Here is a 24,269-nt window from a genome sequence, read left to right as displayed (position 1 = left end):
GGTTGCAAAGATAATAAATTATCCGAAATGCGGCGGGCGTTTATTCATTTTCCGTTCTACAAAACTTTTCATAAACTCGACTGTTTCGTCCACTCCCAACACGGAAACATCAATCGAGAAGTTATAGCTCGAGGCAACTCCCCATTCTTTATTCGTATAATAGTTATAGTAGGCAGCACGCGATTTGTCGGTTTTTGTCATCAACTCTTCCGCCTGTTCCACCGTAACATGCTGGTTTTCGATAATCCGCTGGATCCGGTTTTCTTTGTTGTTATGGATAAAGAAACTCAAACAATCCGGATCGTCGCGCAAGATATAATCGGCGCATCGGCCCACGATTATGCAAGAACCTTTCTCCGCCAAGTTCCGGATCGCATCGCTCTGGTAGAGGAACAAACGGTCGTTAGACAACACATCGGCATACGGAGGAAACAGCCCCATATAAGAATAGCCCATCGTAAAAGCGTATGCCAGCCCACTGGATGCCCGTTCGTCAGCCTTCTCAAAAAACTCTTCACTGAGCCCGCTCTCCTTGGCAGCAATCGCCATCAGTTGTTTGTCATAATAGGCAATACCCAGCGCCTTTGCCAACTTCTGCCCTATCTCGCGGCCACCACTGCCAAACTGCCGGCCGATGGTGAGTATGATTTTATTGTCGTCCATAATTATTTCTATTTATCTGCATTCTCTTCTAATGCATCTTTCTCTAAATCTATTATAATGCGATCAATTTCATTCTGTAATTGAGGAACATTTACTTTTACGATACGAAGAATTATTTCTGCATCCACATTAAAATACTGATGTGCAATTATATCACGCAGCCCCATCACATTCCGCCAGCTTATTGCCGGATATTTTGAGAAAAGAGATTTATGTGTATACTTATCAATATTCTTTACTGCTTCACCAATAGTAACCAACAACATACAAATACTATCCAATCTCATCATCCCATCAGGAGAATGAGTAAAATCATCAGCTGTATTTACAGGTATAGAACGAGTAACAATCGTACACAACGAATCTCTGATTTGTTTAAATAATAATAGAACTTCTTCCTTACACATATATCCCGTCCCTCTCTATATTTCTTTTTAGTAAGATATTCATATTATCACGAAGACGAATTATGTCAATCTTACAGTTCAGCAATTCTTCTAATTCGTATTTAATATTTAGAAGAATAAAGCCATCCGGCTCCTTCATCTCTACACAAACGTCCAAATCGCTATCTATATTTTGTTCATTACGGGAAACAGAACCGAATATTCCCAAACGGATAATACCATATCGTTCGGCCATCTGTTGTTTATAACAGCGAAGTAGTTCCAGATATTCTGCTCTTGTCCTCATACTTACATTGAATATTAGTTTATCTAAATAGTATGTGTTGTCACAAAGATATACATTTTTTATTTAGCACGAAACTTCCTGAACTGGTTTATTAATACAACAGCGGTCACGGCGGTGGCAGTCGCATCGGCAATCGGAATACTGATCCAGACGCCCAACGTGCCAAGCCAGGGAGGAAGAATCAGCAGGCAGGGTACGAGGAACAGCAACTGACGCGTCAACGAAAGAAAGATCGCCTTTTTCGACATCCCGATAGAAAGGAAAAAGTTCGTCGCCACCATCTGGAATCCGACAATCGGAAAAACGGCAAAGACGATATGCAAGCCTGATACAGCCGCCGCAATCAACTCCGGATCGGTTGTAAACATACGGACAATCATCGAAGGGAACAGCTGGCAGAGCAGGAAACCTGTTGTCGCCACCCCAATCGCCCACTTCATCGTCAGCTTCGTCACCTCCGTCACACGCGGATACAGACGGGCACCGAAATTATAACCGGCAATCGGCTGCATTCCCTGGTTGAATCCCATGATAATCATAATAAAAAGAAATATAATCCGGTTCACGATCCCGTATGCCCCAATCGCCATATCGCCCCCATGTTCTTTCAGCCCCCGATTAATCAGGATTACGATCAAACAAGCGCAAAGGTTCATCAGGAAAGGCGACAGCCCGATGTAGAGGATGCCTTTCACAATCTCATTCTTCAGCCGGAAAATGCCCTTTTTAAAATGCAAGAGTTGTGTCGGCCGGGAGAAATGGATCAATTGTCCGGTCAGGGAAATAACCTGAGAGATAACCGTTGCCCACGCCGACCCCTTGATTCCCCAGCCGAAACCGAAGATAAAGAGCGGATTCAACACACAGTTGATCACCACGGATGCCAGCGTTGCATACATAGCCATCTTCGGAAAGCCGGAAGAGCGCAGGACTGAGTTCAGTCCTAAATACATATGCGTCACCACATTCCCCATCAGAATCACTTTCATGTAATCACGCGCATACCCGATCGTATTCTCACTTGCTCCGAAGAAATAGAGGATAGGATCGAGAAACATCATGAAAGCCAGCGTAAACGCAAGTCCTAACACCACATTCAGCACCAGCACGTTTCCCAACACCCGGTTCGCCCCCTCGTAATCCTTTTGCCCTAACTTCACAGACACCAGTGTGGAAGCCCCCACCCCGACCAGCGAACCGAAAGCGGCAGCCAGATTCATCAACGGAAAGGTCAGGGCAAGGCCCGAGATCGCTAACGCCCCGACACCATGTCCGATAAAAATACTGTCAGCCATATTATAGAGCGAAGAGGCCGTCATGGCAATAATGGCAGGAATGGCGTATTGCGTCAGTAGCTTGCTGATCGGCTCGGTACCGAGCACTAAAGGAGAATTCTGTTTAGTCATGCTGCAAAGGTACGCAGATTTAGAAAAAAAGGTTACTTTTGTTATCTTATAAAGTATAAAAATTATGGCGGAAAATTTAGTAATCAACGACGGAAGCAAAAAAGAACAATACGAAACACTGCTTCCTCAACTGAAAGCATTGACAGCCGGTGAGACCGACGCAGTGGCAAATATGGCAAATATCGCCGCCGCTCTCCGGCAGACATTCGGTTTCTTCTGGGTCGGTTTCTACAGAGTGATAGAAGACACGTTAATATTGGGACCATTCCAAGGTCCGTTGGCTTGCACGCGCATCCGCTACGGGAAAGGCGTATGCGGCACAGCCTGGAAAGAAGCCCGCACAATCATCGTTCCGGATGTCGATAAGTTTCCCGGCCATATCGCCTGCAGCTCCGCCTCCCGTTCGGAAATCGTCGTGCCGGTCATCAAAGAGGCTAAAGTCGTTGCCGTCCTGGATATAGACAGTGATGCGCTTGGCACGTTCGATGAAACGGATGCCACTTATCTTGAAAAGATTTGTGCGGAAATTGTTGCGTTATTGAAAATATAAATTTTACAATAACCCCCTTTTTCAGCCGTTTTTCTATTTCATCCGAAATTCCGATTCATTTTGGATTGACTCTTTTTACGGTTTTAGCCTCTCTTTTTGACAAGTAAAAAAAAGAGGTGCCGGGACTGTTTCAAAAAGTGTGCATTTTGATTGCAGAAAAACGGAAATACCAACAAAGCGATAAAGCTTAACTCCCGGAGAATCGAATATTTGAAAATAAAACGGACGGCGTTCCAAATATCCCAAGGAAATTCAGGGCCTTTTTTGCCCTTTGGACGGTCGTAATGGAGGAAAACACTCAAAAAAGTAGAAAAAGTCCCTTTTTGAGGTCAAAAAAGCGGATTAACATTTGTTTGGATTCAAACCTCTTTTTTCTCTTGAAAAATACGTTTTTTACAATAAGCTCCCCTAAATAATAATTGATTGTCCCATATCCGGCAAAATTTGAATTATCCGTACTTTGATTAAAAGATATAAAATAACCACTCAGCACAGAGGGCTACTAACTAATTGTTTTTTTATACGCAAGCACCGCAATTATCCTCTGTTACTGAATGGTATTTTAAATCATAGCCTACAGTTTTAATTAAAGCCTGTCAGGTGTTCGGTTTCAAGGCCTATTATTAATTGTGAATATGGATAAATAATAATAGTGCACCTTATCTTAATTACTGTCACACAAATATATAACTATATATCACAAACAGAGTGTTCTTTTTTACGGAATAAATGGCAAATATTCGCATATTTACAGCAAAAAGCCTCAAACAGGAAATACGGAGAAAAATAACAGAAGCCATGACATTGTCTATGCATTTTTTTATACTTTTGTACGCATAAGACAGAATATACACAACAATGAAAAGTAAAAGTTTAGTTTCTATCGATCAATGTACCAAAGAGGACATTCTTCGTATTCTGGATAACGCCAGGAAGTTTGAAGCGAATCCGAACCGTAAAGTGCTGGAAGGCAAAGTGGCAGCGACCTTGTTCTTCGAGCCCTCCACCCGTACCCGTCTCAGTTTTGAGACTGCCGTGAACCGGTTGGGCGGACGTGTGGTCGGTTTCTCCGATGCATCCACGACCAGTTCTTCCAAAGGCGAAACACTGAAAGATACCATCCTGATGGTAAGCAACTATGTCGACCTGATCATTATGCGCCATCACCTGGAAGGCGCTGCCCGCTACGCTTCGGAGGTAACAAATATTCCTATCATCAATGCCGGAGACGGTGCAAACCAACATCCCTCACAAACCATGCTGGATTTGTATTCCATCCAAAAGACACAAGGCAAGCTGACCGACCTGACCATCACGATGGTGGGCGACCTGAAATACGGACGTACCGTCCACTCGCTGATCGTAGGGATGTCCCATTTCAATCCGACATTCAACTTTATCGCTCCGAACGAACTCCGCATGCCGGACGAACAAAAGAATTTCTGCGATAAACACGGCATCAAATACAACGAATATACCGAATTTACGGAAGAGATCATCAACCAAACGGATATTCTGTACATGACCCGCGTACAACGCGAGCGCTTCACCGACCTTGAAGAATACGAACGCGTGAAGAATGTGTATATCCTGAAGAACGACATGCTGAAAAACAGTCGCGAAAACCTGCGCATCTTGCATCCGCTGCCTCGTGTAAACGAGATCGCTTACGATGTGGACGACAATCCCAAGGCTTACTACATCCAGCAGGCACGCAACGGATTGTTTGCCCGCCAGGCTATCATCTGTGAAGTATTGGGAATCCCTGTTGAAGAATAAGAACCCAGTTCATTAATTTTCAATTTTCAATTATCCATTTTCAATTATAAAGCTATGTCAGCAGAAAAGAAAAAAGAATTACAGGTCGCCGCTTTAGAAAACGGTACGGCTATCGATCATATCCCCCCCAGCCAGTTGTTTAAAGTAGCTAAATTGCTGGGACTGGAAAACATGGACAATACAATCACAATCGGCAACAACTTCCACAGCAACAAAATGGGATGTAAAGGTGTAATCAAGATATCCGACAAATTCTTCTGCGATGCGGAAATCAACCGGATCGCCCTGATCGCCCCGAATGTGATCCTGAACATTATCCGCGATTATGAAGTTGTAGAGAAGAAGACGGTTACTTTGCCGGACGAACTGGTTGGTCTGGTTAAATGTAACAATCCGAAATGCATCACCAATAATGAACCGATGCCGACCCGCTTCGATGTGATCGACAAGGAAAAAGGCACGATCAGATGTCATTATTGCGAGCGTAAGATCAATAAAGAAGATATTATCATCAAATAATTTGTATGAAACACGACTGGAAGCCCGGCACGATGATCTACCCTTTACCAGCGGTAATGGTAAGTTGTGGCTCAGAGCCTTCAGAATATAATATCATAACCGTCGCGTGGGTCGGTACGATCTGTACCAATCCGCCGATGTGTTATATCTCCGTACGTCCGGAACGTCACTCCTATCCGATCCTGAAAAAGAATATGGAGTTTGTCATCAACCTGACGACCCGGGAACTGGCTTATGCAACCGATTGGTGCGGTGTCAACTCCGGTAGGGACCACGCTAAGTTTGAAGAGATGAAACTGACGCCCGGCAAAGCCTCGGTTGTCAATGCCCCGATCATAGAAGAATGTCCGCTCTGTATCGAATGCCGGGTGAAAGAGGTTATGGCGTTGGGAAGCCACGATATGTTTATCGCCGATGTGGTAAACGTACAGGCCGACGACAAATATTTAGATGCGGCAACAGGGGCTTTCGATATGCAACGCGCCGATCTGCTGGCATATTCCCATGGCAAGTATTATGGATTGGGCGACTTTGTCGGTAAGTTCGGCTGGTCGGTCAAAAAGAAAAAATAAAGATGAAGAAGATTTACCTGCTATTGCTGATACTTCCACTCTGCTTTCCAGTAAATGCCCAGAAGTTTATCTCCATAAAAGACAAGACATTCAACTGGGGAGGAAAAGTCGGAATGAACGCAGCCCTTCCTATTGTCAACTCCCTGACAATCGATGATGTGGAGATGGAAGACATACGTCTGCAATATAAGGTAGGTTACCAAGCTTCGGTATTCGCACGTGTAAATATCGATCGTTTTTACATACAGCCGAGCCTTACCTGGCAATATTCGGAAGGCGATATCCGTTTCAACATTCCACAGAAAGACAACTTTCCACTTGACGGACCACTCGCCCCAAACCCTGTAAGCAAAAACAGGATCACCTATAAGGCAGCCACACTGGAATTACCGGTAATGGTCGGCTATTACCTGGTCAAAGAAGGCCCTTATGCGTTAAGCATGATGTTCGGCCCTAATATCAAATACAACTATAAGAATCGCTACAGTACGAGCCTGACAGACATGCCCCGCGAGTTTGTAGACAACAGTACGCCTTTCGGTATCAGCCTTGCCGCCGGATTAGGAGTCAGCATCTGGCGTCTCTTTTTTGACTTCAGCTATGAATTCGGCTTGAACGAAGTTGCATCCGACTTCCACGAAATCAACAATAACGCCGCCAATAAGGAAGGAACGCTCAGCATCGACAAGCGAACGAATATAATGAGTTTCTCACTCGGCTTCCTGTTCTGAAAAGATATCATATTCCCATAATAAAAAAGCCCTGTAATTATTAATTACAGAGCTTTTCTTTGTTTTGCTTTCTTCGAAAGCGGTCCGGACGGGACTCGAACCCGCGACCCCATGCGTGACAGGCATGTATTCTAACCAGCTGAACTACCGAACCAAAGTTTAGTGCGATCTCTCTTGATTGCGGTGCAAAGGTAGATATTATTTTGAATCTTGCAATAGTTTCATGACAAATATTTACTTCGGAAGGATTATTTTCCTACTTTTGCCCTTCATATAAATAATAATAATCATGAAGAATACTCCTGTAGATTATCAGACTGCCAGACGAATAATCGATGGCTACGGACTTCCCGACTTCGGGAAAGCTACAATACGTGAGGTTGTTGCGATATCCACACAACTCGAACAAGAGACAAAAACAGAATTTATCCACATGGAAATGGGTGTTCCCGGCCTCAAAGCCGCCCAGGTGGGCGTCGATGCCGAGATCAAAGCGCTCCAAGACGGCGTTGCATCCATCTATCCGAATATCAACGGGACACCGGAAGTAAAAGCCGAAGCCTCCCGCTTCATCAAAGCGTTTATCGATATTGACGTCGCACCGGAAGGTTGTGTGCCCGTGACCGGCTCCATGCAGGGAACATACGCTTCGTTCCTGGTCAGCGGACAATGCACGCCGGGAAAAGACACGATCCTGTTCATCGACCCGGGTTTCCCTGTGCAGAAACAGCAGATCGTGGTGATGGGCTACAAATATGAATCGTTCGACGTTTATGAATACCGCGGAGAAAAGCTGCGTGAAGTACTGGAACAGTATCTTTCCAAAGGAAACATAGCCGCCATGATCTACTCCAATCCCAATAATCCCGCCTGGTTCTGCCTGAAAGAAGAAGAACTGAAGATTATCGGAGAGATGGCGAATAAATACGACACGATTGTAATTGAAGACCTCGCCTACTTCGCCATGGACTTCCGCAAGCCGTTAGGAAAACCGTTTGAGGCGCCTTATCAGGCAACAGTCGCACGCTACACAGACAATTACATCCTGCAAATCTCCGGTTCCAAAGCCTTCAGCTATGCCGGCCAGCGCATCGGTGTAACAGCAATCTCCGACAAACTCTATCACCGCGCCTATCCGGGACTGACACAACGTTACGGCGGAGGCACATTCGGAACGGTGTACATCCACCGCGTGCTCTATGCCATGTCGTCCGGAACAAGCCACTCGGCGCAGTTTGCACTGGCAGCCATGTTCAAGGCGGCAGCGGACGGAACGTTCGACTTCATTTCGGAAGTGAAGGAATACGGACGCCGGGCGGAAAAGCTCAAAAAGATATTTACGGACTACGGCTTCCGGATCGTGTACGACCACGACCTGGACGAACCGATTGCCGACGGGTTCTACTTCACGATCTCCTATCCGGGCATGACCGGAGGCGAGTTGATGGAAGAACTCATCTACTACGGAGTAAGCGCCATCTCATTGAGCACGACGGGAAGCAACCAGGAAGGCTTGCGCGCCTGTACCTCTTTTATCAAACCGCATCAGTATGCACTCCTCGAAGAGCGCTTGAAGCTCTTCAAAGAGAATCACACGGCATAATTAACACGAATCGGGCTTCTGTTTAATATACATTAACACGGAAGCCCGGTTTTTCATTTGTTTCTTTAACCCAAAAGCTATATATTGTCGCAGTTTTATTATTAACCAGCAAGTTAAAGTCCCGCTATGGCAATGTATAACAACATATTTAAAATAACACATAATGATGTGCTCCCGGCTCAGGGAAGCATACTGATATCAGAACCTTTCCTGCAAGACGCCTATTTCCAACGTTCCGTTGTATTGCTGGTGGAACATGCACCGGAAGGCTCGATGGGACTCGTCCTGAATAAAAAGACCGAACTATTGGTCAACACATTCTTTGAGGACTTGAAGAAGTATCCGGATATGCCGATCTACTTAGGCGGTCCGGTCAGTGCAAACCGCCTGTTCTTTATCCATTCGTTGGGAGATATGATTATTCCGAATTCGGTCAAGATCAACGAGCATCTCTACTTCGACGGAGACTTCAATGCGCTGTTGCGCTACATTCAGAACGGGCATCCGATCGATGGGAAAGTGAAATTCTTCCTGGGCTATTCCGGCTGGCAGGAAGGACAGTTGACGAATGAAATCTCCAAGAACTCATGGGTTGTGAGCCATGCCTCCAACCGGAACGTATTGCTTGCCGAGGGTGAAGATTTCTGGAAGCGTTCGCTCGAATCGCTCGGCAGCCAATATGAAACCTGGACTAAGTATCCGAAAGATCCTTATCTGAACTGATCCCCGCCCCTCATTTACACGCTTATTTATTGATACGTTGCATAACCAGTACGTCCGAATAGCCGTCTTCAGTGGCTATCCAGTCTGTCAGTATGCCTGTCACGGTGAAGCCGCAACGGGTAAACAACGCTTTGCTGGCTTCATTGCCAACCGGAATATGCACGTATAGCTGACGCAGTTTAAGGAAAGAGAAGGCATAGCGGATCAACAGGCCGAGCGCCTCCGTTGCCAGGCCGTTCTTCTGATAAACAGGATCGACCAGTATGCCGACTCCGGCACGGCGGTGGTGCGGCTCGAAATCGTACAGGTCCAACATCCCGACAGTTGCTCCGGTCGGACGATAGTCTATCATCAGGCGCAATTGTTTCAGGTCGAACAGATCCCGGTGGGATTCGGCAATATATTCTTTAAGCAGATAGCGCGAATAAGGCGCCAACGTATTTCCCAATCCCCACCATTCGGGTTTATTCTCCCAATGATATAACAACTCCAGGTCTTCCGGTTCCGGAGCGCGAAGGCTTATAGTTTCGTTCGACAACAATTCCATCAGATCAACTTTTTACTTTCCTTATTATATATATGGTAAGAGATCTTCTTATCCACCATCTTGTCCATCAGCAGAAGCATCTGCTCGAAGCGCGCATCGGGATAGCAGAATGCTAAATCGGTAAAACGCTTCATCTGGTTGCGACGGCAGATGGCATCCATCACACGCTCTTCGTCCAAGTCCCAGAGATTGACATACTCCAACTCCGGCATCCGCTTGACGCAGGCGGCTTTCACCTCCTCGAACATCTCTTCGCGGCAGAGGATCAGCAGGCGACGATGGCGTGAGCGCGGTTTCCGCTTCAGCCCCAACAGGCCGACGAGCGCGGACAGCGAACCTTTCAGCAAGACAGCCAGCCGGATCAGCAAGCCCATCAACCAGCCGGAATGCGGATAATATTTCCGGTAGAAGATCAGCATCGCACCGTAGAACGCTTTCACATACTTGACGTCGCCATGCTTCGTGCTCTCGCCCTTATAATGGAGGATGCGTTCGGGGATGTAATAGTTCTTATAGCCTCCCTGCACAATCCGGTACGACAGGTCTATATCTTCGCCATACATAAAGAACGACTCGTCCAGCAGCCCCACCTTGTCGAGCGCCTCACGCCGGAGGAACATAAACGCGCCGGCCAAGACTTCCACCTTATGCTGCTTCTCCTCGCTCAGATACGGAAGGCTGTAACGGGCAAACACGCGGGAACGGGGAAACAGTTTAGACAACCCGAACAGCTTGCAGAAAGAGACCCAGGGCGACGGAAAACTCCGCTTGCTCTCAGGCAGGAACGCTCCGTGTCCGTCCAGCATCTTCACGCCTATCCCGCCCGCTTCCGGATGCTCGTCCATAAAGAAGCAGAGGGAACGCAGGCTCTCCTCTCCGATCACGGTGTCGGGATTCAGCAGGAGGACATATTCGCCGCTACTCATCCGGATCGCCTGGTTGTTGGCTTTTGCAAAGCCGGGATTATCGGAGTTCTCGATAAAGGTCACTTCCGGAAAACGCGGGCGGAGGTATTCAAGGGAACCGTCCGTCGAATGGTTGTCGACCACCAGCACTTCCGCCTCCATGCCCCGGACGGCGGCGCGAACGGAGCAAAGGCATTGCTCGAGGAAATACTTTACATTATAATTGACTATGACTATTGATAGTTTCATATCTTTATGGAATCATTAAAACTTGTGCGGTTCACGATGGAACGGCCCAGGGTTATTTCGTCGGCATACTCGATCTCGTCGCCAATGGAAACGCCGCGGGCGATGACGGAAATCTTTACATCGTATGGCGATAGCTTGCGATAGATGAAGAAGTTGGTGGTGTCGCCCTCCATCGTCGTACTAAGCGCCAGGACCACTTCGCCCACTTCGCCGTCCGCCACACGCTGCACAAGGCTGTCGATCTGCAGGTCGCCCGGTCCGATCCCGTCCATCGGCGAGATAATGCCGCCCAGGACGTGGTAGACGCCCCGAAACTGTCCGGTGTTCTCGATCGCCATTACCTCTTTAATGTTCTCGACTACGCAAACCGTCGAACGGTCGCGTTGCGGGTCGGCACAGATGGAACAGATGTCCTCATCGCATATATTATGGCATACCTTGCAGTATTTCACATCCCGCCGAAGCGCCACCAAAGCGGCGGCAAAGCCTTCCGTATATCCGGCATCCCGGCGGAGCATGTACAAAGCCAGACGGAGCGCAGTCTTCCGCCCTACGCCCGGCAAGGACGACAACTCGTTCACTGCATTTTCCAATAAGACAGATGGATATTTCTGATTCATTCCTTTTATCTTCTTTCTGCGCAAAGATAAGCAAAATCTTCCTTATGCATTAACTCTTTCCATGTATTCCCTTAGTTGTCCGCTTGGCGGCGGACGATCGTTCGCCGGCCGCCGGACGATCGTTCACCACCAAGCGGACGATCGTTCACCGCCAAGCGAACGGTTTATCTGTAGTAAGGAAAGAGTTAACGGATCGTAGACAAAACTCTACTTCACCGCAGTCTTTCCTCTTGCTTCTTATTGAGAAATAGTGTAGATTTGCGTGATTAATCAGTAAGCGATAAGTGTATTCAAATTAAATCTAACTAAATAAGTAAACACCGTGAAGAAGGAAGACGAAGAAAAGGTGGGCGGGCTACCGGAAAATGCCTATAGAGAATTGAAAGAAGGTGAGGTCTACGAACCCATCATGTCGCCCGACAAACAATATCGGGAAGTAACACCCTGGTCCGTATTCTGGGGACTGGTCATGGCTGTCATATTCAGTGCGGCAGCAGCTTTCCTGGGGCTGAAGGTCGGACAGGTATTCGAGGCGGCGATCCCGATTGCGATCATTGCTGTCGGACTGTCGAGCGGTTTTAAACGGAAGAACGCATTGGGCGAGAATGTCATTATCCAGTCTATCGGGGCGAACAGCGGGGTGATCGTGGCTGGTGCTATCTTTACGCTTCCCGCACTTTATATCCTGCAAGATAAATATCCGGAGATTACGATCAACTTCTTCGAAGTGTTTATGAGCTCACTGTTGGGCGGAATCCTCGGCATCCTGCTGTTGATCCCGTTCCGGAAGTATTTCGTTTCGACGATGCACGGCAAGTATCCGTTCCCGGAAGCCACTGCAACCACGCAGGTACTGGTGTCCGGCGAAAAGGGAGGCAACCAGGCTAAACCGCTTATCTATGCCGGGCTGATCGGCGGGCTGTATGACTTTATCGTTTCGACGTTCGGTTGGTGGAGCGAAACTGTCAGCACGCGTATCGTTGGTTTCGGCGAAATGTTGGCCGATAAGATAAAGGTTGTGTTTAAGGTAAACACAGGTGCGGCCGTTTTAGGGCTTGGATATATCATCGGGTTGAAGTATTCGGCTATTATCTGTGCCGGCTCGTTCCTCGTCTGGTTAGTGATTATTCCGCTGATGTCCGCTTTCTTCGGCGCCGAAGTGCTGACGTTCGGCAACGACGCCATCACGGCGACAGTGGGAAGCATGAGTGCGGAACAGATCTTTACGACCTATGCACGCCACATCGGTATCGGCGGCATTGCGACAGCAGGCGTGATCGGTATTATCAATTCATGGGGAATCATCAAGGGCGCAGTCGGCCTGGCAGCCAAAGAGCTGAAAGGAAAGACGGGCGCTGTGCAGACGGAAGAGCTCCGGACACAGAAGGACTTGTCGATGAAAGTAATCGCTATCGGCATCTTTGTGGCGTTGATCGCAACGTATCTGTTCTTCCATTTCGGCGTATTGGATAACTGGTATTACGCGCTGATCGGACTGCTGATTGTCGGCATCATCGCATTCCTCTTCACAACTGTTGCAGCCAACGCGATTGCAATCGTAGGGACAAACCCGGTATCGGGCATGACGCTGATGACGCTGATCCTGTCGTCCATCATCCTGGTAGCTGTCGGACTGAAAGGGACAGCCGGTATGGTTTCCGCACTGATTATCGGAGGCGTGGTTTGTACGGCACTGTCGATGGCCGGCGGTTTCATCACCGACCTGAAGATCGGTTACTGGTTAGGCAGCACACCCGCCAAGCAGGAAAGCTGGAAATTCCTCGGGACATTAGTTTCGGCAGCCACTGTAGGCGGCGTCATCCTGGTCCTGAACCAGTCATACGGTTTCACGAGCGGACAGTTGGCCGCTCCGCAGGCTAACGCCATGGCGGCCGTGATCGAACCGCTGATGAGCGGGTCGGGCGCTCCCTGGCTTTTATATGCCATCGGTGCCATACTGGCAATTATCCTGAACATCTGCAAGATTCCGGCACTGGCCTTTGCGTTAGGTATGTTTATCCCGCTGGAACTGAACACGCCGCTATTGATCGGAGGCGCTATCAGTTGGTACGTGGGCAGCCGCAGTAAAGACCAGGCATTGAACAACGCACGCCTTGAAAAAGGGACATTGCTGGCCTCCGGTTTCATTGCCGGTGGAGCTTTGATGGGTGTAGTGAGTGCTACAATGCGTTTCGGCGGTATAAATCTTGTGAACGAAGAGTGGATGGAAAGCAACTTTGCAGGGGTGATAGCTGTTGTAATGTATATCATGTTAATGTCCTATCTGGCGATAAGTTCATTAAAAGCTAAGAAATAATATGCAAATGTGCCAATGTGACGTTGCACTAAATGTGCCAATCACGATCTTTCATTGGCACATTGGCACATTTACACATTGAATAATTATTAATATGGAAGCACCTGTAGTGAATGTCGGCATCATGCGTGAGAAGGCCGTCTCGTTTGTATTTCATGGGGAATATGTGCATACGGAAACCGGTCAGTTCCTGACCGGAGAACAACGTGTATTGTTTGTAGGCGGAAACATTGTCTTCAACGGCAAGCTATACAAAGAACTTTTCTTCGAGCCCGCCTCCCCCGCCTCGTCCTTCGAACTGAGGCAGTCACTATAGGCCGCAACTTCCACTGGCAACGGCAGGAAGACCAGTGCTTCAAGGGAGCCTTTAACCTCGTCACCTGCAAGGACAGCATCGTTGTCATCAACCAGATAGACGTGGAAGAGTACCTGACAAGCGTAATCTCTTCGGAGATGAGCGCCGGAGCCTCGAAAGAGCTGTTGAAAGCGCATGCCGTCATCTCGCGCAGCTGGCTCCTCGCACAGGTAGAAAAGAACTTCCGCCTGGCGGGAAAAGAGGAAAAGCAGCAGAGCTACTACCGCGACAACGAGCAATTGATACGCTGGTACGACCGCGAAGACCACGAGATATTCGATGTCTGTGCCGACGACCATTGCCAGCGTTACCAAGGCATTACGCGTGCCTCCACTCCGATCGTACAGAAAGTCGTTCATGAGACGCGCGGCGAAATACTGACGGATGTCGAAATGATCTGCGACGCCCGCTTCTCAAAATGTTGCGGAGGCGTCACCGAGCAGTTCGAGCATTGCTGGGAACCGGTTCCCCACTCCTACTTGGCTGCCCTGCGCGACAGCCGCGAAACAACCTTCCCGGACCTTACAAAGGAAGAAGAGGCGGAGAAATGGATACGTTCCGCGCCCGAAGCATTCTGCAATACGTCCGACAAGGAAATACTCAGCCAGGTATTGAACAACTACGACCAGGAAACGACAGACTTCTACCGCTGGAAAGTATCTTATACGCAGGAAGAACTGGCCGAACTGGTGCATCGTAAGAGCGGCATTGATTTCGGGCAGATACTGGACCTCATTCCGGTCAGCCGCGGCACTTCCGGGCGTATCGACCTGTTGAAGATTGTCGGGACGCACCGCAGCTTTACGATCGGCAAGGAACTGGAAATACGCCGCACACTGTCGGAAACGCATCTCTACAGTTCGGCTTTCGTCGTGGACAAGGAAGATATCCGGCTCGATATTCCCGGCCGGTTCGTCCTGACCGGCGCAGGTTGGGGACATGGCGTAGGGCTTTGCCAGATCGGGGCTGCCATGATGAGCGCCCAGGGATATGATTACCGCCAGATTCTCTCGCATTACTTCCCCGGAGCGTCCATTGAAAAAAGGTATTAATCAAAAAGGCTGCGTATCCGAAGATCGCAGCCTTTTCTTTATTGTGTTTACCTATTTGTCTCCGGTCTTGTAAACCGGTCGCCTTAACTCTCCCGAGCTCCAGCTGATACAAAGGAACAAGAAATTAATCACATACGCAAAACAAATTAGATAAAAAGCTAAAATTTCCCTGCGAAATCGACTATTCTACCGACGAAAAGGCATTCCACAACCCGAACTGCAAATAGTGCGTAACGAATAATTAATGTATCTTTGCCGTAAATTTCTAACAAGCAATGAACAGCTACATCATCCTCTTTATCATAGCCGCCTATTTCGGCATCCTCCTGCTGATAGCCTGGATCACGGGACGGAAGAGTACCAGCAACGAAGCTTTTTTCCTCGGTAACCGCAAATCGCCCTGGTATATCGTGTCGATCGGGATGGTCGGGACGTCGCTTTCGGGCGTCACCTTCGTGTCTGTTCCGGGGATGGTGCGCAGCATAGACATGACGTATATGCAGACTGTCCTGGGGTTCTTTTTCGGATATATCCTGATCGCCAAAGTGCTGTTGCCGCTTTACTATAAATTACAACTGACCACCATTTACTCGTATCTGGACGACCGGATCGGGCGGCACAGTTATAAGACTGGAGCTTCCTTTTTCCTGCTTTCCAAGATCGTAGGCGCAGCGGCACGGCTTTACCTGGTCGTGCTGATCCTGCAACATTACGTATTCAGCACCTGGAACATACCGTTTGCCGTCACTGTCGTGATCAGTATTTTCCAGGTATGGCTATACACCTACCGGAGCGGCATTAAGACGATTATCTGGACGGACACGTTGCAGGCATTATGCCTGGTCGCGATGCTGATCGTGATTATCTGGCAGGTCAAAGACAAGATGCAGCTGGATTTCGGCGGTATGGTGCAGACTTTGCAGGCAAGTCCGCATTTCCGCATCTTCGAGTTCGACGACTGGCACAGCACGCAGCATTTCGTAAAACAATTCTTCAGCGGTATCTTTATCACGATCGTCATGACGGGACTCGACCAGGATATGATGCAAAAGAACCTTTCCTGCAAAAGCCTGAAAGATGCGCAGAAGAATATGTACACCTACGGCTTCGCCTTCACGCCGGTCAACTTCCTGTTCCTTTCGCTCGGCGTCCTGCTGGTGGCACTCGCATCCCAGCAGCATATCGAACTGCCCGCAATGAACGATGATATCCTCCCGATGTTTTGCACGTCCGGGATATTGGGACACTCGATCCTGGTCTTCTTTACGATCGGTATCATCGCAGCTGCATTCAGCAGTGCCGACTCCGCCCTGACAGCGCTTACCACCTCTTTCTGTATCGATATTTTAGGGGTGGAAAAGGAACAGGCACAAACTGCCAAGCGTACCCGTCTGGCGGTTCATTTGATGATCTCTGCCTTATTTGCAATAATTATTCTTATCTTTAAGGCCGTAAACAGCCGGAGCGTGATCGACGCGATCTATATGATAGCCTCTTACACCTACGGCCCTTTATTGGGATTATTCGTTTTTGGATTGTTCACGAAGCGGCAGCCGCGTGATAAGTTCGTGCCTTATATATGTATCCTTTCGCCGTTGCTCTGTTTTGCTACGGACTATTTAGTAAAGCAATATACAGGATATGTATTCGGGTATGAAATGTTGATGCTAAACGGCGGCCTGACCTTCTTAGGATTATGGTTCAGCTCCCTGAACACAAAAAGGATTCCCACTATTTTATAATTCGTAATTCATAATTCACAACATGGAAATCAAAAGTGCAGAATTTGTTATCAGTAACACAGACGTGAAGAAATGTCCCGCAGGCAATCTGCCGGAATATGCTTTTATCGGGCGAAGTAATGTTGGCAAATCCTCCCTCATCAATATGCTGACCGGAAAGAAAGGGCTTGCCATGACCTCGCAGAAACCGGGTAAGACAATGCTTATCAATCATTTTCTTATCAACGGACAATGGTATCTGGTCGATCTTCCCGGTTACGGCTTTGCCCAGCGGGGAAAAGAAGGACGGGATAATATCCAGCGGATCATCGAAGATTATATCCTGGAACGGGAACAGCTGACGAATCTTTTTGTCCTGATCGACAGCCGCCACGAACCGCAGAAGATAGACCTGGAATTCATGGAATGGCTGGGCGAGAACGGCATTCCATTCTCCCTTATCTTCACAAAGATCGACAAGATCAGCAAAAGCCGCCTACAGGAAAACCTGAAAGCTTATCAGACAAAACTGCTGGAATCATGGGAAGAACTCCCTCCCATCCTTCTCTCCTCTTCAGAGAAGAAAGAAGGACGGGATGAAATCCTGAATTATATTGAAGAGATCAACAAGAGTTTATGAAACTTACAACACTCAATCACAACTTGGGGTGACAAGAGGTACGGGTGGTATGGAAATCGCCAACAACTTTACCGAAGCCGGCACAGTCTATCCGACTTCGAGAGGGCAGCACCCCGCCGAGTACAGTTGACCAGCCACCGTACTACTGTTTTACATCTTAATAACTGATCCGCATTAATTTACAATGAAATAATTTCTTTCCTGCCGGAAAAGAGCTACATTTGTAAACGTTATACAACCAAAATAAGTAAAGATATGAATACAATGAATTTACAAGGAGAACAGCTCGAACTGTTCAACCAGATTGCCAGGCTTGACAATGAAAGTTTTGTTAAGGTGAAGAAATACGTCAAAAGAATTATCCACAATCGCCATCATGTGAAAGAGGAAAGAGCTATTCTCGATGACATAGATATCGTCACTGATGAAGAAATCGAAAATGCAATGAAACCATTAACTCATGAAGAAAAAGTTAGACGGCTCATTGAAGCTGAGAACGATCCGGTTTATTACACCCATGAAGAAGTAAAAAAAGCAGCTTTAGAATGGCTCAAATGAAAATACACTGGAAACGTAAAGCCTTAACAAAATATAAAAGCATCATACTCTGGTATAAAAAGAAGATGGGAACATCAGCTGCAGGAAAATTTATGCAGGGTATCAATGATGTTGTTGCTGTTTTAGAACAGAATCCTTATATGGGAAAAGAGGAACCAGAACTTAAGGCATACAAAAAGAACTACCGTTCCTTTGTTGAGCACCGCAATCACAAGATTATCTATTATGTAGAAAAAGACACTGTCTACATTGCCGATATTTGGCCTAACAGCCAAAATCCGGAAAACATGAACGAGCGATTGAAATAAAAGACAAAAGTCCGATAAAGGTTTTACACTTTACCGGACTTTTGTCTTTAGTAACTGATCTTGCACCCAACAAAGTAACTTCTTGGAGTTCCCGGTCCATAAATATATTTGGAGTCGCGATCCTTTCCCTGGTCGAAATCGTTCTGATATGCTTCGAAGATATTCTGAATACCGGCATTCAGTTGTAACGTCACCGACTTATACAAGGGGAAATCATAGGACACCTTCATATTCAGATCGAAGAAATCGGAAGTTTTCTCTTCCCGATCTTCCGGAATGTAACCGGCGAGGTGTTGCACTAACATACTGCCCGTATAGGTTCCGGTCAGGGAAACAGCCAGGCGTTTTACCGGAGTAAAAGTAGAGGTGAAATAACCATACACATCCGGCGTACGGAACATCTTCTTCTGAGCCGGAAGATCCGGATTCGTCTCGCTCCACGTCAAGGCTTCTTTGTAACGGCTGCGCTGGATCGTTGCCCCGGCTTGAAACTGCATCCAGGAGTAGGCCATCTTTCCCTCCAGGTTAAGCCCCATCACGCGTGCACCATCCTTATTGCGGCGCTCTAATATCAGGTTGCCCTTGTCATCGTGTCCCTTTTCCTGCAGGAAGAACACATCGTTCAAATCGGTATAGAAACCTTCTACCAAGAAATTCAGCTGGACAGCACCGAAACGATGATAGAAATCAGCCGAGGCACTGATACTTTTCGACTTCTCCTCTTTCAGGTCATCGGCAAGCTGAATAATCGCCACCTCGCCGCCGACAGCCGCCACGTGCAAGTCTTCGTCAAACGCCTGCGGAGCACGGAAACCGCTGGAATAGGATAGACGTAAATTAATGTCCTGCGTCGGATTGAAGCGGATATTTGCCCGGGGACTGAAGATCAGATGATCGATCAGGTTATGCTTGTCAAAACGGCCACCGACCAGGAAACTCCATTTCTCATTCTTCCATTCGTTCTGTAGGAACAGGCTACCGATATAGACCGTCTGATCCACAACACGGTTGTACCCTAACATCTCATCCTTCAGTTCATCGAAGTTATATTCCAGCCCTCCGGTAAACTCAGCCGGCATAAACAAGCACTTATCCGCAGAATAAGAATATTGAGAACCGCCGACAAACGTCATATCCGTCGTATGCCCGTATGCATCCAGATTTTGGTTCGTACCGTAATAGCTCTTACGGTTCGTATGTTGTGCGGAAGTGTATATATTCAGACGGTGCTTGTAGTCTTTGGAGAAAAGATCGAACTTCAGGCCGCCGCCGTTGATGCTGTGATCGGTCTGTTCCGCCACCCAGGCTTCATGGGGCGGCCGGCCGATCTGGTCGCCACCGCGACGGTATTCGCTGATGTTATGATATTCGAAGCCTAATTTGGAATAAGTACTTGTCTTCAGATAGGAACGGAAACCAACCGTACGCGCCTCCAACTGGCCGAGTTCAGAGAAACCGTCTCCGTCGTGGTCATAAGCCGAACGATGGCGGCTCTGGCCGAAGATATAAATCCCCGCCTTATGATCGTCCGTCACAAGGGAAGCATTCAGTGTCGTGTTGTTATCCGGCCGGTCTCCCCCGATCATCGTCAGCGAGTGGGCGATCTGGGCCGAGTTGCGCAAAGGTTCTTTCGTGATGATATTGATCGTCCCGGCAATAGCCGAAGAACCGAAAAGAGCCGAACCGCCGCCACGCATGATCTCGACACGTTCGATCATGTTGGCAGGAATCTGCTCGAGCCCGTAGACTCCGGTCAATGCGCTGAAGATCGGACGGCTATCCACCAATATCTGCGTATAGGGTCCTTCCAGACCGTTGATACGCACCTGCTGGAAACCACAGTTCTGGCAGTTGTTTTCCACACGCACCCCCGGCTGGAAGTTCAGGCCGTCGGCTAACGAAGTCGAATGCGTCGTCTCGAACGTCTTTGCGTCCAACACGTTCACAAGGGATGGTGCCATGCGGCGTGTCGTCTCATTCCGGTTTGCGGAAACGACCACTCCGTCGAGCGACATTGCCTCCTCTTCCGCTTTAAAATCTACTTCCAGCGTCTTGCCCTTTTTCAGTGTCACAGGCTTCTCAACCGTTTTATACCCCATCGTCTTCATAACGATGGTGAATTTGCCTTCCGGCAGGTTCTTCAGATAATAATGGCCTGTCGCATCAGTCGAAGTCCCGATAGTCGTTCCTTTCAGAAAGATTGTAATAAAAGAAAGATGTTCGCCGGTTTTCTTGTCTAATACATGACCGACAATATTTGCATCCGACGGATTCAAAGCCGGATCGCCCTCTGCCCGCATTACTGTAAAGAGACAGCACAGGCATAACGTAAGCGTAATAAATTTATTCATTTCGTTCGTTTTTAATAAAATAGAGATTTAGGCATAAAGAATCTATTCCACCGACAGAATACAATCAGATTGTCGAATGGAACACAGGAATAACCCAATATTTTATTAAACGGCAGGAGGTGCGCGAAGCGACAGTTTCCCCAGGACAGGGATCAAATGGTCCGGATAGACCGGACGTTCGGTTATCTTATAAATCGGTAAAGCATAGAAATGTAATTGTAAAGGATGGACAGCCCCGTCCTGCACATGGACAGTCGTCAGCAAGTGAAACAACTGGATTTCCGACAGGGATGAGTGGTGATGACAAGTGCCATCGGCGGCCTTCTTAAACGGATGCGCGTGAACAATCGTCGTCCCATGCTCGATATGGACGTGCATAAACAAAGAAATACTACTGTAATACCCGATGAAGAGTATCGGCAGCAGCCATTTCATATATTTTACAATTGTCTGTTTCACATTCTATTCCCTGTTCAATTGAGATTGCAAAGATAAAGCGAATCCTTGACATCTGCAATATCATATTTTCATAAAAGAGAGGAAAGAGCGGCAACTAAATGTAAGCTATCAATACCATTATCATAATAATTTGTTACTTTTGTGCTCGATTTTCAAAAGACACATAACAATATAAAAACTATAAAGTCTATGGCTAAGATTACTAAAGAAGAAGCTCTCCGCTATCATGCGGAAGGCAAGCCGGGAAAGATTGAAGTCGTTCCCACCAAACCCTATAGTACACAGACAGACTTGTCGCTGGCTTATTCGCCCGGCGTAGCAGAACCCTGTCTGGAGATTGAAAAGAATCCGCTGGATGCCTATAAATATACATCTAAAGGAAACTTAGTTGCCGTAATTTCAAACGGAACGGCCGTATTGGGATTAGGTGATATAGGCCCATTGGCAGGCAAACCGGTTATGGAAGGAAAAGGACTGCTGTTCAAGATATTCGCCGGCATCGACGTGTTCGACATCGAAGTCAACGAGAAAGACCCGGACAAATTCATCGAAACGGTAAAGGCCATCGCTCCTACCTTCGGAGGTATCAACCTGGAAGACATCAAAGCTCCGGAATGTTTCAAGATCGAAACACGCCTGAAAGAGGAACTGGATATTCCGGTGATGCATGACGACCAGCACGGAACAGCAATCATATCCGGTGCCGGCTTGATCAATGCATTGGAAATTGCAGGTAAGAAAATCGAAGATGTAAAGATCGTCGTGAACGGAGCCGGAGCTGCATCCATCTCTTGCACGAAGCTGTACATCATGCTGGGAGCCAAGAAGGAAAATATTATCATGTGTGACAGTAAAGGCGTTATCTCTACACATCGTACGGACCTGAACGAATCGAAGAAATTCTTTGCCACCGACCGCGATATCAAGACACTGCAGGAAGCAGTCGTTGGTTGCGACGTGTTCCTCGGCCTGTCCGTAGCCAACGTCCTGACGCAAGATATGGTCCGTTCCATGAACGAAAACCCGATTGTCTTTGCACTGGCAAACCCGAACCCGGAAATCTCTTATGCAGACGCAATGGCTTCACGCGACGATATCATCTTTGCGACAGGCCGCTCGGACTATCCGAACCAGATTAACAATGTATTGGGTTTCCCCTATATCTTCCGCGGCGCATTGGACACACACGCCAAGGCAATCAACGAAGAAATGAAGTTAGCTGCCGTTTACGCAATCGCCGAGCTGGCCAAAGAACCGGTTCCCGACGTTGTGAACGCCGCCTACAAGCTGAAACGGACGACTTTCGGACGTGATTACATCCTGCCTAAAGCACTCGACCCGCGCTTGCTGACACGTGTTTCCTGTGCGGTTGCCAAAGCGGCTATCGAATCGGGCGTTTCCCGCAAGACGATCACCGACTGGGACGGCTATGCCAACCATCTGCGCGAAATGATGGGATATGACAACAAACTGCTCCGCCGCTTCACCGATATGGCAAAGGCCAATCCGAAACGTGTGGTATTCGCCGAAGCCAACCATGTCAATATGCTGAAAGCCGCTGCCGAAGCCAAGGCCGAAGGTATCTGTATTCCGATCCTGCTGGGTAACGAAGAACGCCTGGCCAAGATTGCTGCAGAAGAAAGCATCAGCCTGGAAGGCATTGAAATCGTCAACCTGCGCCACGATCGCGAAACGGAACGCCGCCACCGCTACGCCAAGATCCTGTCGGAAAAGAAGGCCCGCGAAGGCGTCACCTATGCCGAGGCCTGTGAAAAGATGGTCGACCGTAATGCATTCGGTATGATGATGGTTGCGACAGGCGACGCCGACGCATTCGTAACGGGTGTCTACAGCCGCTATTCCGAAGTAACCAAGATGGCGGAACAGATCATCGGTATCCGTCCGTCATACACGCATTTCGGTGCACTGAACATCCTGACTTGCAAGAAAGGTACATTCTTCATTGCCGACACGCTGATCAACCGCCACCCGTCGACGGAAGTCTTGATCGACATCGCCCGTCTGACCGAAGACGCAGTGAAGTTCTTCGCCCATGAGCCTGTTATGGCTATGCTGTCATACTCGAACTTCGGTTCCGACAAACAGGGCAGCCCGCTGAAGGTTCACGATGCGATCAACTATCTGCACAAGAACTATCCGGAGATGATGGTAGACGGTGAAATGCAAGTTAACTTCGCCCTCGACAAGAAGCTGCGCGACGAAATGTATCCGTTCAACAAGTTGAAAGGTCAGGATGTCAACACGCTGATATTCCCGAACCTGAGTTCAGCCAACAGTGCCTACAAGTTGCTGGATACATTAGGCATCACCGAAACGATCGGCCCGATCCAGATGGGGTTGAACAAACCGATCCACTTCACTGACGTAGAAAGCTCTACGCGCGACATCCTGAACCTGACGACTGTTGCCGTCGTAGACGCAATCGTGCAGGAACAGATTGAGAAAGGCGAATAAACGTTCAGTATGCCAAAATAAAAGTGCCCTCAAAAGCTGCTGTATAGCTTTTGAGGGCACTTTCTTTATTCTTTACTAACGCGCAACAGTTGCTCAGAAACCTAATATTACCGCAGGAGGAATATTCAGAACTTTGCATATCATACGCGCTATTTTTAAGGTCGGTTCAGACCGTCCATTCAAATAATCGCTAACACGGGAAGGACTCACACCAATTTCCTTTGCAAAATCCTTTTTAGACATCCCCTTATCTTCTAATGAGGCGGTTCGCGAACCACCCCTATGAAGTCTGTTTGGTTCACTTCTGGCAAGTTTTGAACCTCCTGCAAATCTGATGAATATTACAATAACCCCCATTTCGGACGTTTTTCTATTTCGTCCGAAATTCTGATCGATTTTAGATTGACTCTTTTCACGGTTTAAACTCCCCTTCCTGACAATAGAAAAAACGAGGTGCGCAGCCCGTTCCGAAA

Annotated in this window: 23 protein-coding genes, 1 tRNA gene and 1 pseudogene; 14 read left to right on the top strand and 11 right to left on the bottom strand. The window is 47.8% G+C overall.

Going from position 1 to position 24,269, the window contains the following annotated elements; translation table 11 throughout:
• Positions 1-18: 18 nt before the first annotated feature.
• From DW083_RS10840 to DW083_RS10825, 4 genes are read right to left on the bottom strand one after another with little or no spacing between them, the layout of a single operon-like run.
• Entirely contained in the window at positions 19-663 is a 645-nt protein-coding gene (locus DW083_RS10840) for an AAA family ATPase (RefSeq protein ID WP_122332385.1), read from the bottom strand.
• An 8-nt stretch (positions 664-671) separates the two neighbouring features.
• Positions 672-1,070, bottom strand: a complete 399-nt coding sequence (locus DW083_RS10835; RefSeq protein WP_122332384.1) for a DUF86 domain-containing protein — start codon at positions 1,068-1,070, stop codon at positions 672-674.
• A complete protein-coding gene (locus tag DW083_RS10830) occupies positions 1,063-1,356 on the bottom strand; it encodes a nucleotidyltransferase family protein (RefSeq protein ID WP_122332383.1) in 294 nt (97 codons plus the stop codon). The genes DW083_RS10835 and DW083_RS10830 overlap by 8 nt, the downstream gene beginning before the upstream one ends.
• A 59-nt stretch (positions 1,357-1,415) precedes the next feature.
• Positions 1,416-2,762 carry an MATE family efflux transporter gene (locus tag DW083_RS10825; RefSeq protein WP_115498720.1) on the bottom strand — a complete coding sequence of 449 codons (1,347 nt, stop codon included), beginning with the start codon at positions 2,760-2,762 and terminating at the stop codon, positions 1,416-1,418.
• 64 nt (positions 2,763-2,826) lie between these two features.
• Here DW083_RS10825 and DW083_RS10820 point away from each other — a divergent pair, with 64 nt between their 5' ends.
• The 5 genes from DW083_RS10820 to DW083_RS10790 all read left to right on the top strand — a co-directional run bounded on the left by DW083_RS10820 (position 2,827) and on the right by DW083_RS10790 (position 6,913).
• On the top strand, positions 2,827-3,312 hold the full coding sequence (locus DW083_RS10820) for a GAF domain-containing protein (RefSeq protein WP_122332382.1): 486 nt from the start codon (positions 2,827-2,829) through the stop codon (positions 3,310-3,312).
• Between the two features lie 858 nt (positions 3,313-4,170).
• The gene (gene pyrB, locus DW083_RS10805) at positions 4,171-5,091 is read left to right on the top strand and encodes an aspartate carbamoyltransferase (protein WP_115498729.1); all 921 of its coding nucleotides are present in this window, start codon (positions 4,171-4,173) and stop codon (positions 5,089-5,091) included.
• A gap of 54 nt (positions 5,092-5,145) precedes the next feature.
• Positions 5,146-5,610 carry an aspartate carbamoyltransferase regulatory subunit gene (pyrI, locus tag DW083_RS10800; RefSeq protein ID WP_115498730.1) on the top strand — a complete coding sequence of 155 codons (465 nt, stop codon included), beginning with the start codon at positions 5,146-5,148 and terminating at the stop codon, positions 5,608-5,610.
• A gap of 5 nt (positions 5,611-5,615) precedes the next feature.
• On the top strand, positions 5,616-6,182 hold the full coding sequence (locus DW083_RS10795) for a flavin reductase family protein (protein ID WP_122332379.1): 567 nt from the start codon (positions 5,616-5,618) through the stop codon (positions 6,180-6,182).
• A gap of 2 nt (positions 6,183-6,184) precedes the next feature.
• Entirely contained in the window at positions 6,185-6,913 is a 729-nt protein-coding gene (locus DW083_RS10790) for a porin family protein (RefSeq protein WP_122332378.1), read from the top strand.
• Between the two features lie 80 nt (positions 6,914-6,993).
• On the opposite strand, the gene DW083_RS10785 is transcribed toward DW083_RS10790, so the two are convergent.
• A tRNA-Asp gene (locus DW083_RS10785) sits at positions 6,994-7,067 on the bottom strand.
• Positions 7,068-7,202: 135 nt separating this feature from the next.
• Between DW083_RS10785 and DW083_RS10780 the strand changes: the two genes are divergently transcribed.
• Together DW083_RS10780 and DW083_RS10775 are read left to right on the top strand one after the other, a co-directional pair.
• Entirely contained in the window at positions 7,203-8,516 is a 1,314-nt protein-coding gene (locus DW083_RS10780) for a pyridoxal phosphate-dependent aminotransferase (RefSeq protein WP_122332377.1), read from the top strand.
• 126 nt (positions 8,517-8,642) lie between these two features.
• Complete coding sequence (locus tag DW083_RS10775; RefSeq protein WP_115498734.1) at positions 8,643-9,239, top strand: YqgE/AlgH family protein; 597 nt, start codon at positions 8,643-8,645, stop codon at positions 9,237-9,239.
• Between the two features lie 22 nt (positions 9,240-9,261).
• Here DW083_RS10775 and DW083_RS10770 read toward each other — a convergent pair whose 3' ends face one another.
• The 3 genes from DW083_RS10770 to recR are packed head-to-tail and all read right to left on the bottom strand — an operon-like array spanning position 9,262 to position 11,560.
• Positions 9,262-9,786, bottom strand: a complete 525-nt coding sequence (locus DW083_RS10770; RefSeq protein WP_122332376.1) for a GNAT family N-acetyltransferase — start codon at positions 9,784-9,786, stop codon at positions 9,262-9,264.
• Entirely contained in the window at positions 9,786-10,940 is a 1,155-nt protein-coding gene (locus DW083_RS10765; protein ID WP_115498736.1) for a glycosyltransferase family 2 protein, read from the bottom strand. The genes DW083_RS10770 and DW083_RS10765 overlap by 1 nt, the downstream gene beginning before the upstream one ends.
• Complete coding sequence (gene recR, locus DW083_RS10760; protein WP_115498737.1) at positions 10,937-11,560, bottom strand: recombination mediator RecR; 624 nt, start codon at positions 11,558-11,560, stop codon at positions 10,937-10,939. Before recR ends, DW083_RS10765 begins: the two co-directional genes overlap by 4 nt.
• 322 nt (positions 11,561-11,882) lie before the next feature.
• On the opposite strand from recR, the gene DW083_RS10755 reads away from it, so the two are divergent.
• From DW083_RS10755 to DW083_RS10730, 6 genes and pseudogenes are all read left to right on the top strand, one after another.
• Positions 11,883-13,877, top strand: coding sequence for an OPT family oligopeptide transporter (locus tag DW083_RS10755; RefSeq protein ID WP_122332375.1), 1,995 nt, complete (start codon positions 11,883-11,885; stop codon positions 13,875-13,877).
• 94 nt (positions 13,878-13,971) lie between these two features.
• A pseudogene (locus tag DW083_RS10750) lies at positions 13,972-15,284 on the top strand (SpoIID/LytB domain-containing protein).
• Positions 15,285-15,559: 275 nt separating this feature from the next.
• A complete protein-coding gene (locus DW083_RS10745; protein ID WP_122332374.1) occupies positions 15,560-17,026 on the top strand; it encodes a sodium:solute symporter in 1,467 nt (488 codons plus the stop codon).
• 22 nt (positions 17,027-17,048) lie between these two features.
• Positions 17,049-17,645, top strand: coding sequence for a ribosome biogenesis GTP-binding protein YihA/YsxC (gene yihA / locus DW083_RS10740; protein ID WP_115498741.1), 597 nt, complete (start codon positions 17,049-17,051; stop codon positions 17,643-17,645).
• 255 nt (positions 17,646-17,900) lie between these two features.
• Complete coding sequence (locus DW083_RS10735; protein ID WP_122332373.1) at positions 17,901-18,203, top strand: hypothetical protein; 303 nt, start codon at positions 17,901-17,903, stop codon at positions 18,201-18,203.
• A complete protein-coding gene (locus DW083_RS10730) occupies positions 18,191-18,511 on the top strand; it encodes a type II toxin-antitoxin system RelE/ParE family toxin (RefSeq protein WP_115498743.1) in 321 nt (106 codons plus the stop codon). Before DW083_RS10735 ends, DW083_RS10730 begins: the two co-directional genes overlap by 13 nt.
• 47 nt (positions 18,512-18,558) lie before the next feature.
• Here the strand turns inward: DW083_RS10730 and DW083_RS10725 are convergent, their stop codons facing one another.
• Together DW083_RS10725 and DW083_RS10720 are read right to left on the bottom strand one after the other, a co-directional pair.
• Positions 18,559-20,862: a TonB-dependent receptor gene (locus tag DW083_RS10725; RefSeq protein ID WP_122332372.1), complete on the bottom strand. Its 2,304-nt coding sequence runs from the start codon at positions 20,860-20,862 to the stop codon at positions 18,559-18,561.
• A 105-nt stretch (positions 20,863-20,967) separates the two neighbouring features.
• Positions 20,968-21,321: a hypothetical protein gene (locus DW083_RS10720; protein ID WP_122332371.1), complete on the bottom strand. Its 354-nt coding sequence runs from the start codon at positions 21,319-21,321 to the stop codon at positions 20,968-20,970.
• A 189-nt stretch (positions 21,322-21,510) separates the two neighbouring features.
• Between DW083_RS10720 and DW083_RS10715 the strand changes: the two genes are divergently transcribed.
• Positions 21,511-23,796 (top strand): NADP-dependent malic enzyme, encoded by a 2,286-nt coding sequence (locus DW083_RS10715; RefSeq protein WP_122332370.1) that lies wholly within the window; start codon positions 21,511-21,513, stop codon positions 23,794-23,796.
• A 93-nt stretch (positions 23,797-23,889) separates the two neighbouring features.
• Here the strand turns inward: DW083_RS10715 and DW083_RS10710 are convergent, their stop codons facing one another.
• On the bottom strand, positions 23,890-24,192 hold the full coding sequence (locus tag DW083_RS10710) for a helix-turn-helix transcriptional regulator (protein ID WP_233552163.1): 303 nt from the start codon (positions 24,190-24,192) through the stop codon (positions 23,890-23,892).
• Positions 24,193-24,269 lie beyond the last annotated feature (77 nt).

It is taken from the genome of Parabacteroides sp. AF48-14, from assembly GCF_003477465.1.
GTDB lineage: Bacteria > Bacteroidota > Bacteroidia > Bacteroidales > Tannerellaceae > Parabacteroides > Parabacteroides acidifaciens.
Note: the sequence above shows the minus strand (reverse complement) of the source record. Positions and strands in the feature narration are given on the sequence as shown.

Coding starts and splice junctions, on each gene's coding strand:
- DW083_RS10775 (WP_115498734.1), top strand. CDS start 8,643: ATGGCAATGTATAACAACATATTTAAAATAACACATAATGATGTGCTC.
- recR (WP_115498737.1), bottom strand. CDS start 11,560: ATGAATCAGAAATATCCATCTGTCTTATTGGAAAATGCAGTGAACGAG.
- DW083_RS10725 (WP_122332372.1), bottom strand. CDS start 20,862: ATGAATAAATTTATTACGCTTACGTTATGCCTGTGCTGTCTCTTTACA.
- DW083_RS10780 (WP_122332377.1), top strand. CDS start 7,203: ATGAAGAATACTCCTGTAGATTATCAGACTGCCAGACGAATAATCGAT.
- pyrI (WP_115498730.1), top strand. CDS start 5,146: ATGTCAGCAGAAAAGAAAAAAGAATTACAGGTCGCCGCTTTAGAAAAC.
- DW083_RS10825 (WP_115498720.1), bottom strand. CDS start 2,762: ATGACTAAACAGAATTCTCCTTTAGTGCTCGGTACCGAGCCGATCAGC.
- DW083_RS10820 (WP_122332382.1), top strand. CDS start 2,827: ATGGCGGAAAATTTAGTAATCAACGACGGAAGCAAAAAAGAACAATAC.
- DW083_RS10830 (WP_122332383.1), bottom strand. CDS start 1,356: ATGAGGACAAGAGCAGAATATCTGGAACTACTTCGCTGTTATAAACAA.
- DW083_RS10790 (WP_122332378.1), top strand. CDS start 6,185: ATGAAGAAGATTTACCTGCTATTGCTGATACTTCCACTCTGCTTTCCA.
- DW083_RS10715 (WP_122332370.1), top strand. CDS start 21,511: ATGGCTAAGATTACTAAAGAAGAAGCTCTCCGCTATCATGCGGAAGGC.
- DW083_RS10770 (WP_122332376.1), bottom strand. CDS start 9,786: ATGGAATTGTTGTCGAACGAAACTATAAGCCTTCGCGCTCCGGAACCG.
- DW083_RS10745 (WP_122332374.1), top strand. CDS start 15,560: ATGAACAGCTACATCATCCTCTTTATCATAGCCGCCTATTTCGGCATC.
- DW083_RS10835 (WP_122332384.1), bottom strand. CDS start 1,070: ATGTGTAAGGAAGAAGTTCTATTATTATTTAAACAAATCAGAGATTCG.
- DW083_RS10735 (WP_122332373.1), top strand. CDS start 17,901: ATGAATACAATGAATTTACAAGGAGAACAGCTCGAACTGTTCAACCAG.
- pyrB (WP_115498729.1), top strand. CDS start 4,171: ATGAAAAGTAAAAGTTTAGTTTCTATCGATCAATGTACCAAAGAGGAC.
- DW083_RS10795 (WP_122332379.1), top strand. CDS start 5,616: ATGAAACACGACTGGAAGCCCGGCACGATGATCTACCCTTTACCAGCG.
- yihA (WP_115498741.1), top strand. CDS start 17,049: ATGGAAATCAAAAGTGCAGAATTTGTTATCAGTAACACAGACGTGAAG.
- DW083_RS10840 (WP_122332385.1), bottom strand. CDS start 663: ATGGACGACAATAAAATCATACTCACCATCGGCCGGCAGTTTGGCAGT.
- DW083_RS10765 (WP_115498736.1), bottom strand. CDS start 10,940: ATGAAACTATCAATAGTCATAGTCAATTATAATGTAAAGTATTTCCTC.
- DW083_RS10730 (WP_115498743.1), top strand. CDS start 18,191: ATGGCTCAAATGAAAATACACTGGAAACGTAAAGCCTTAACAAAATAT.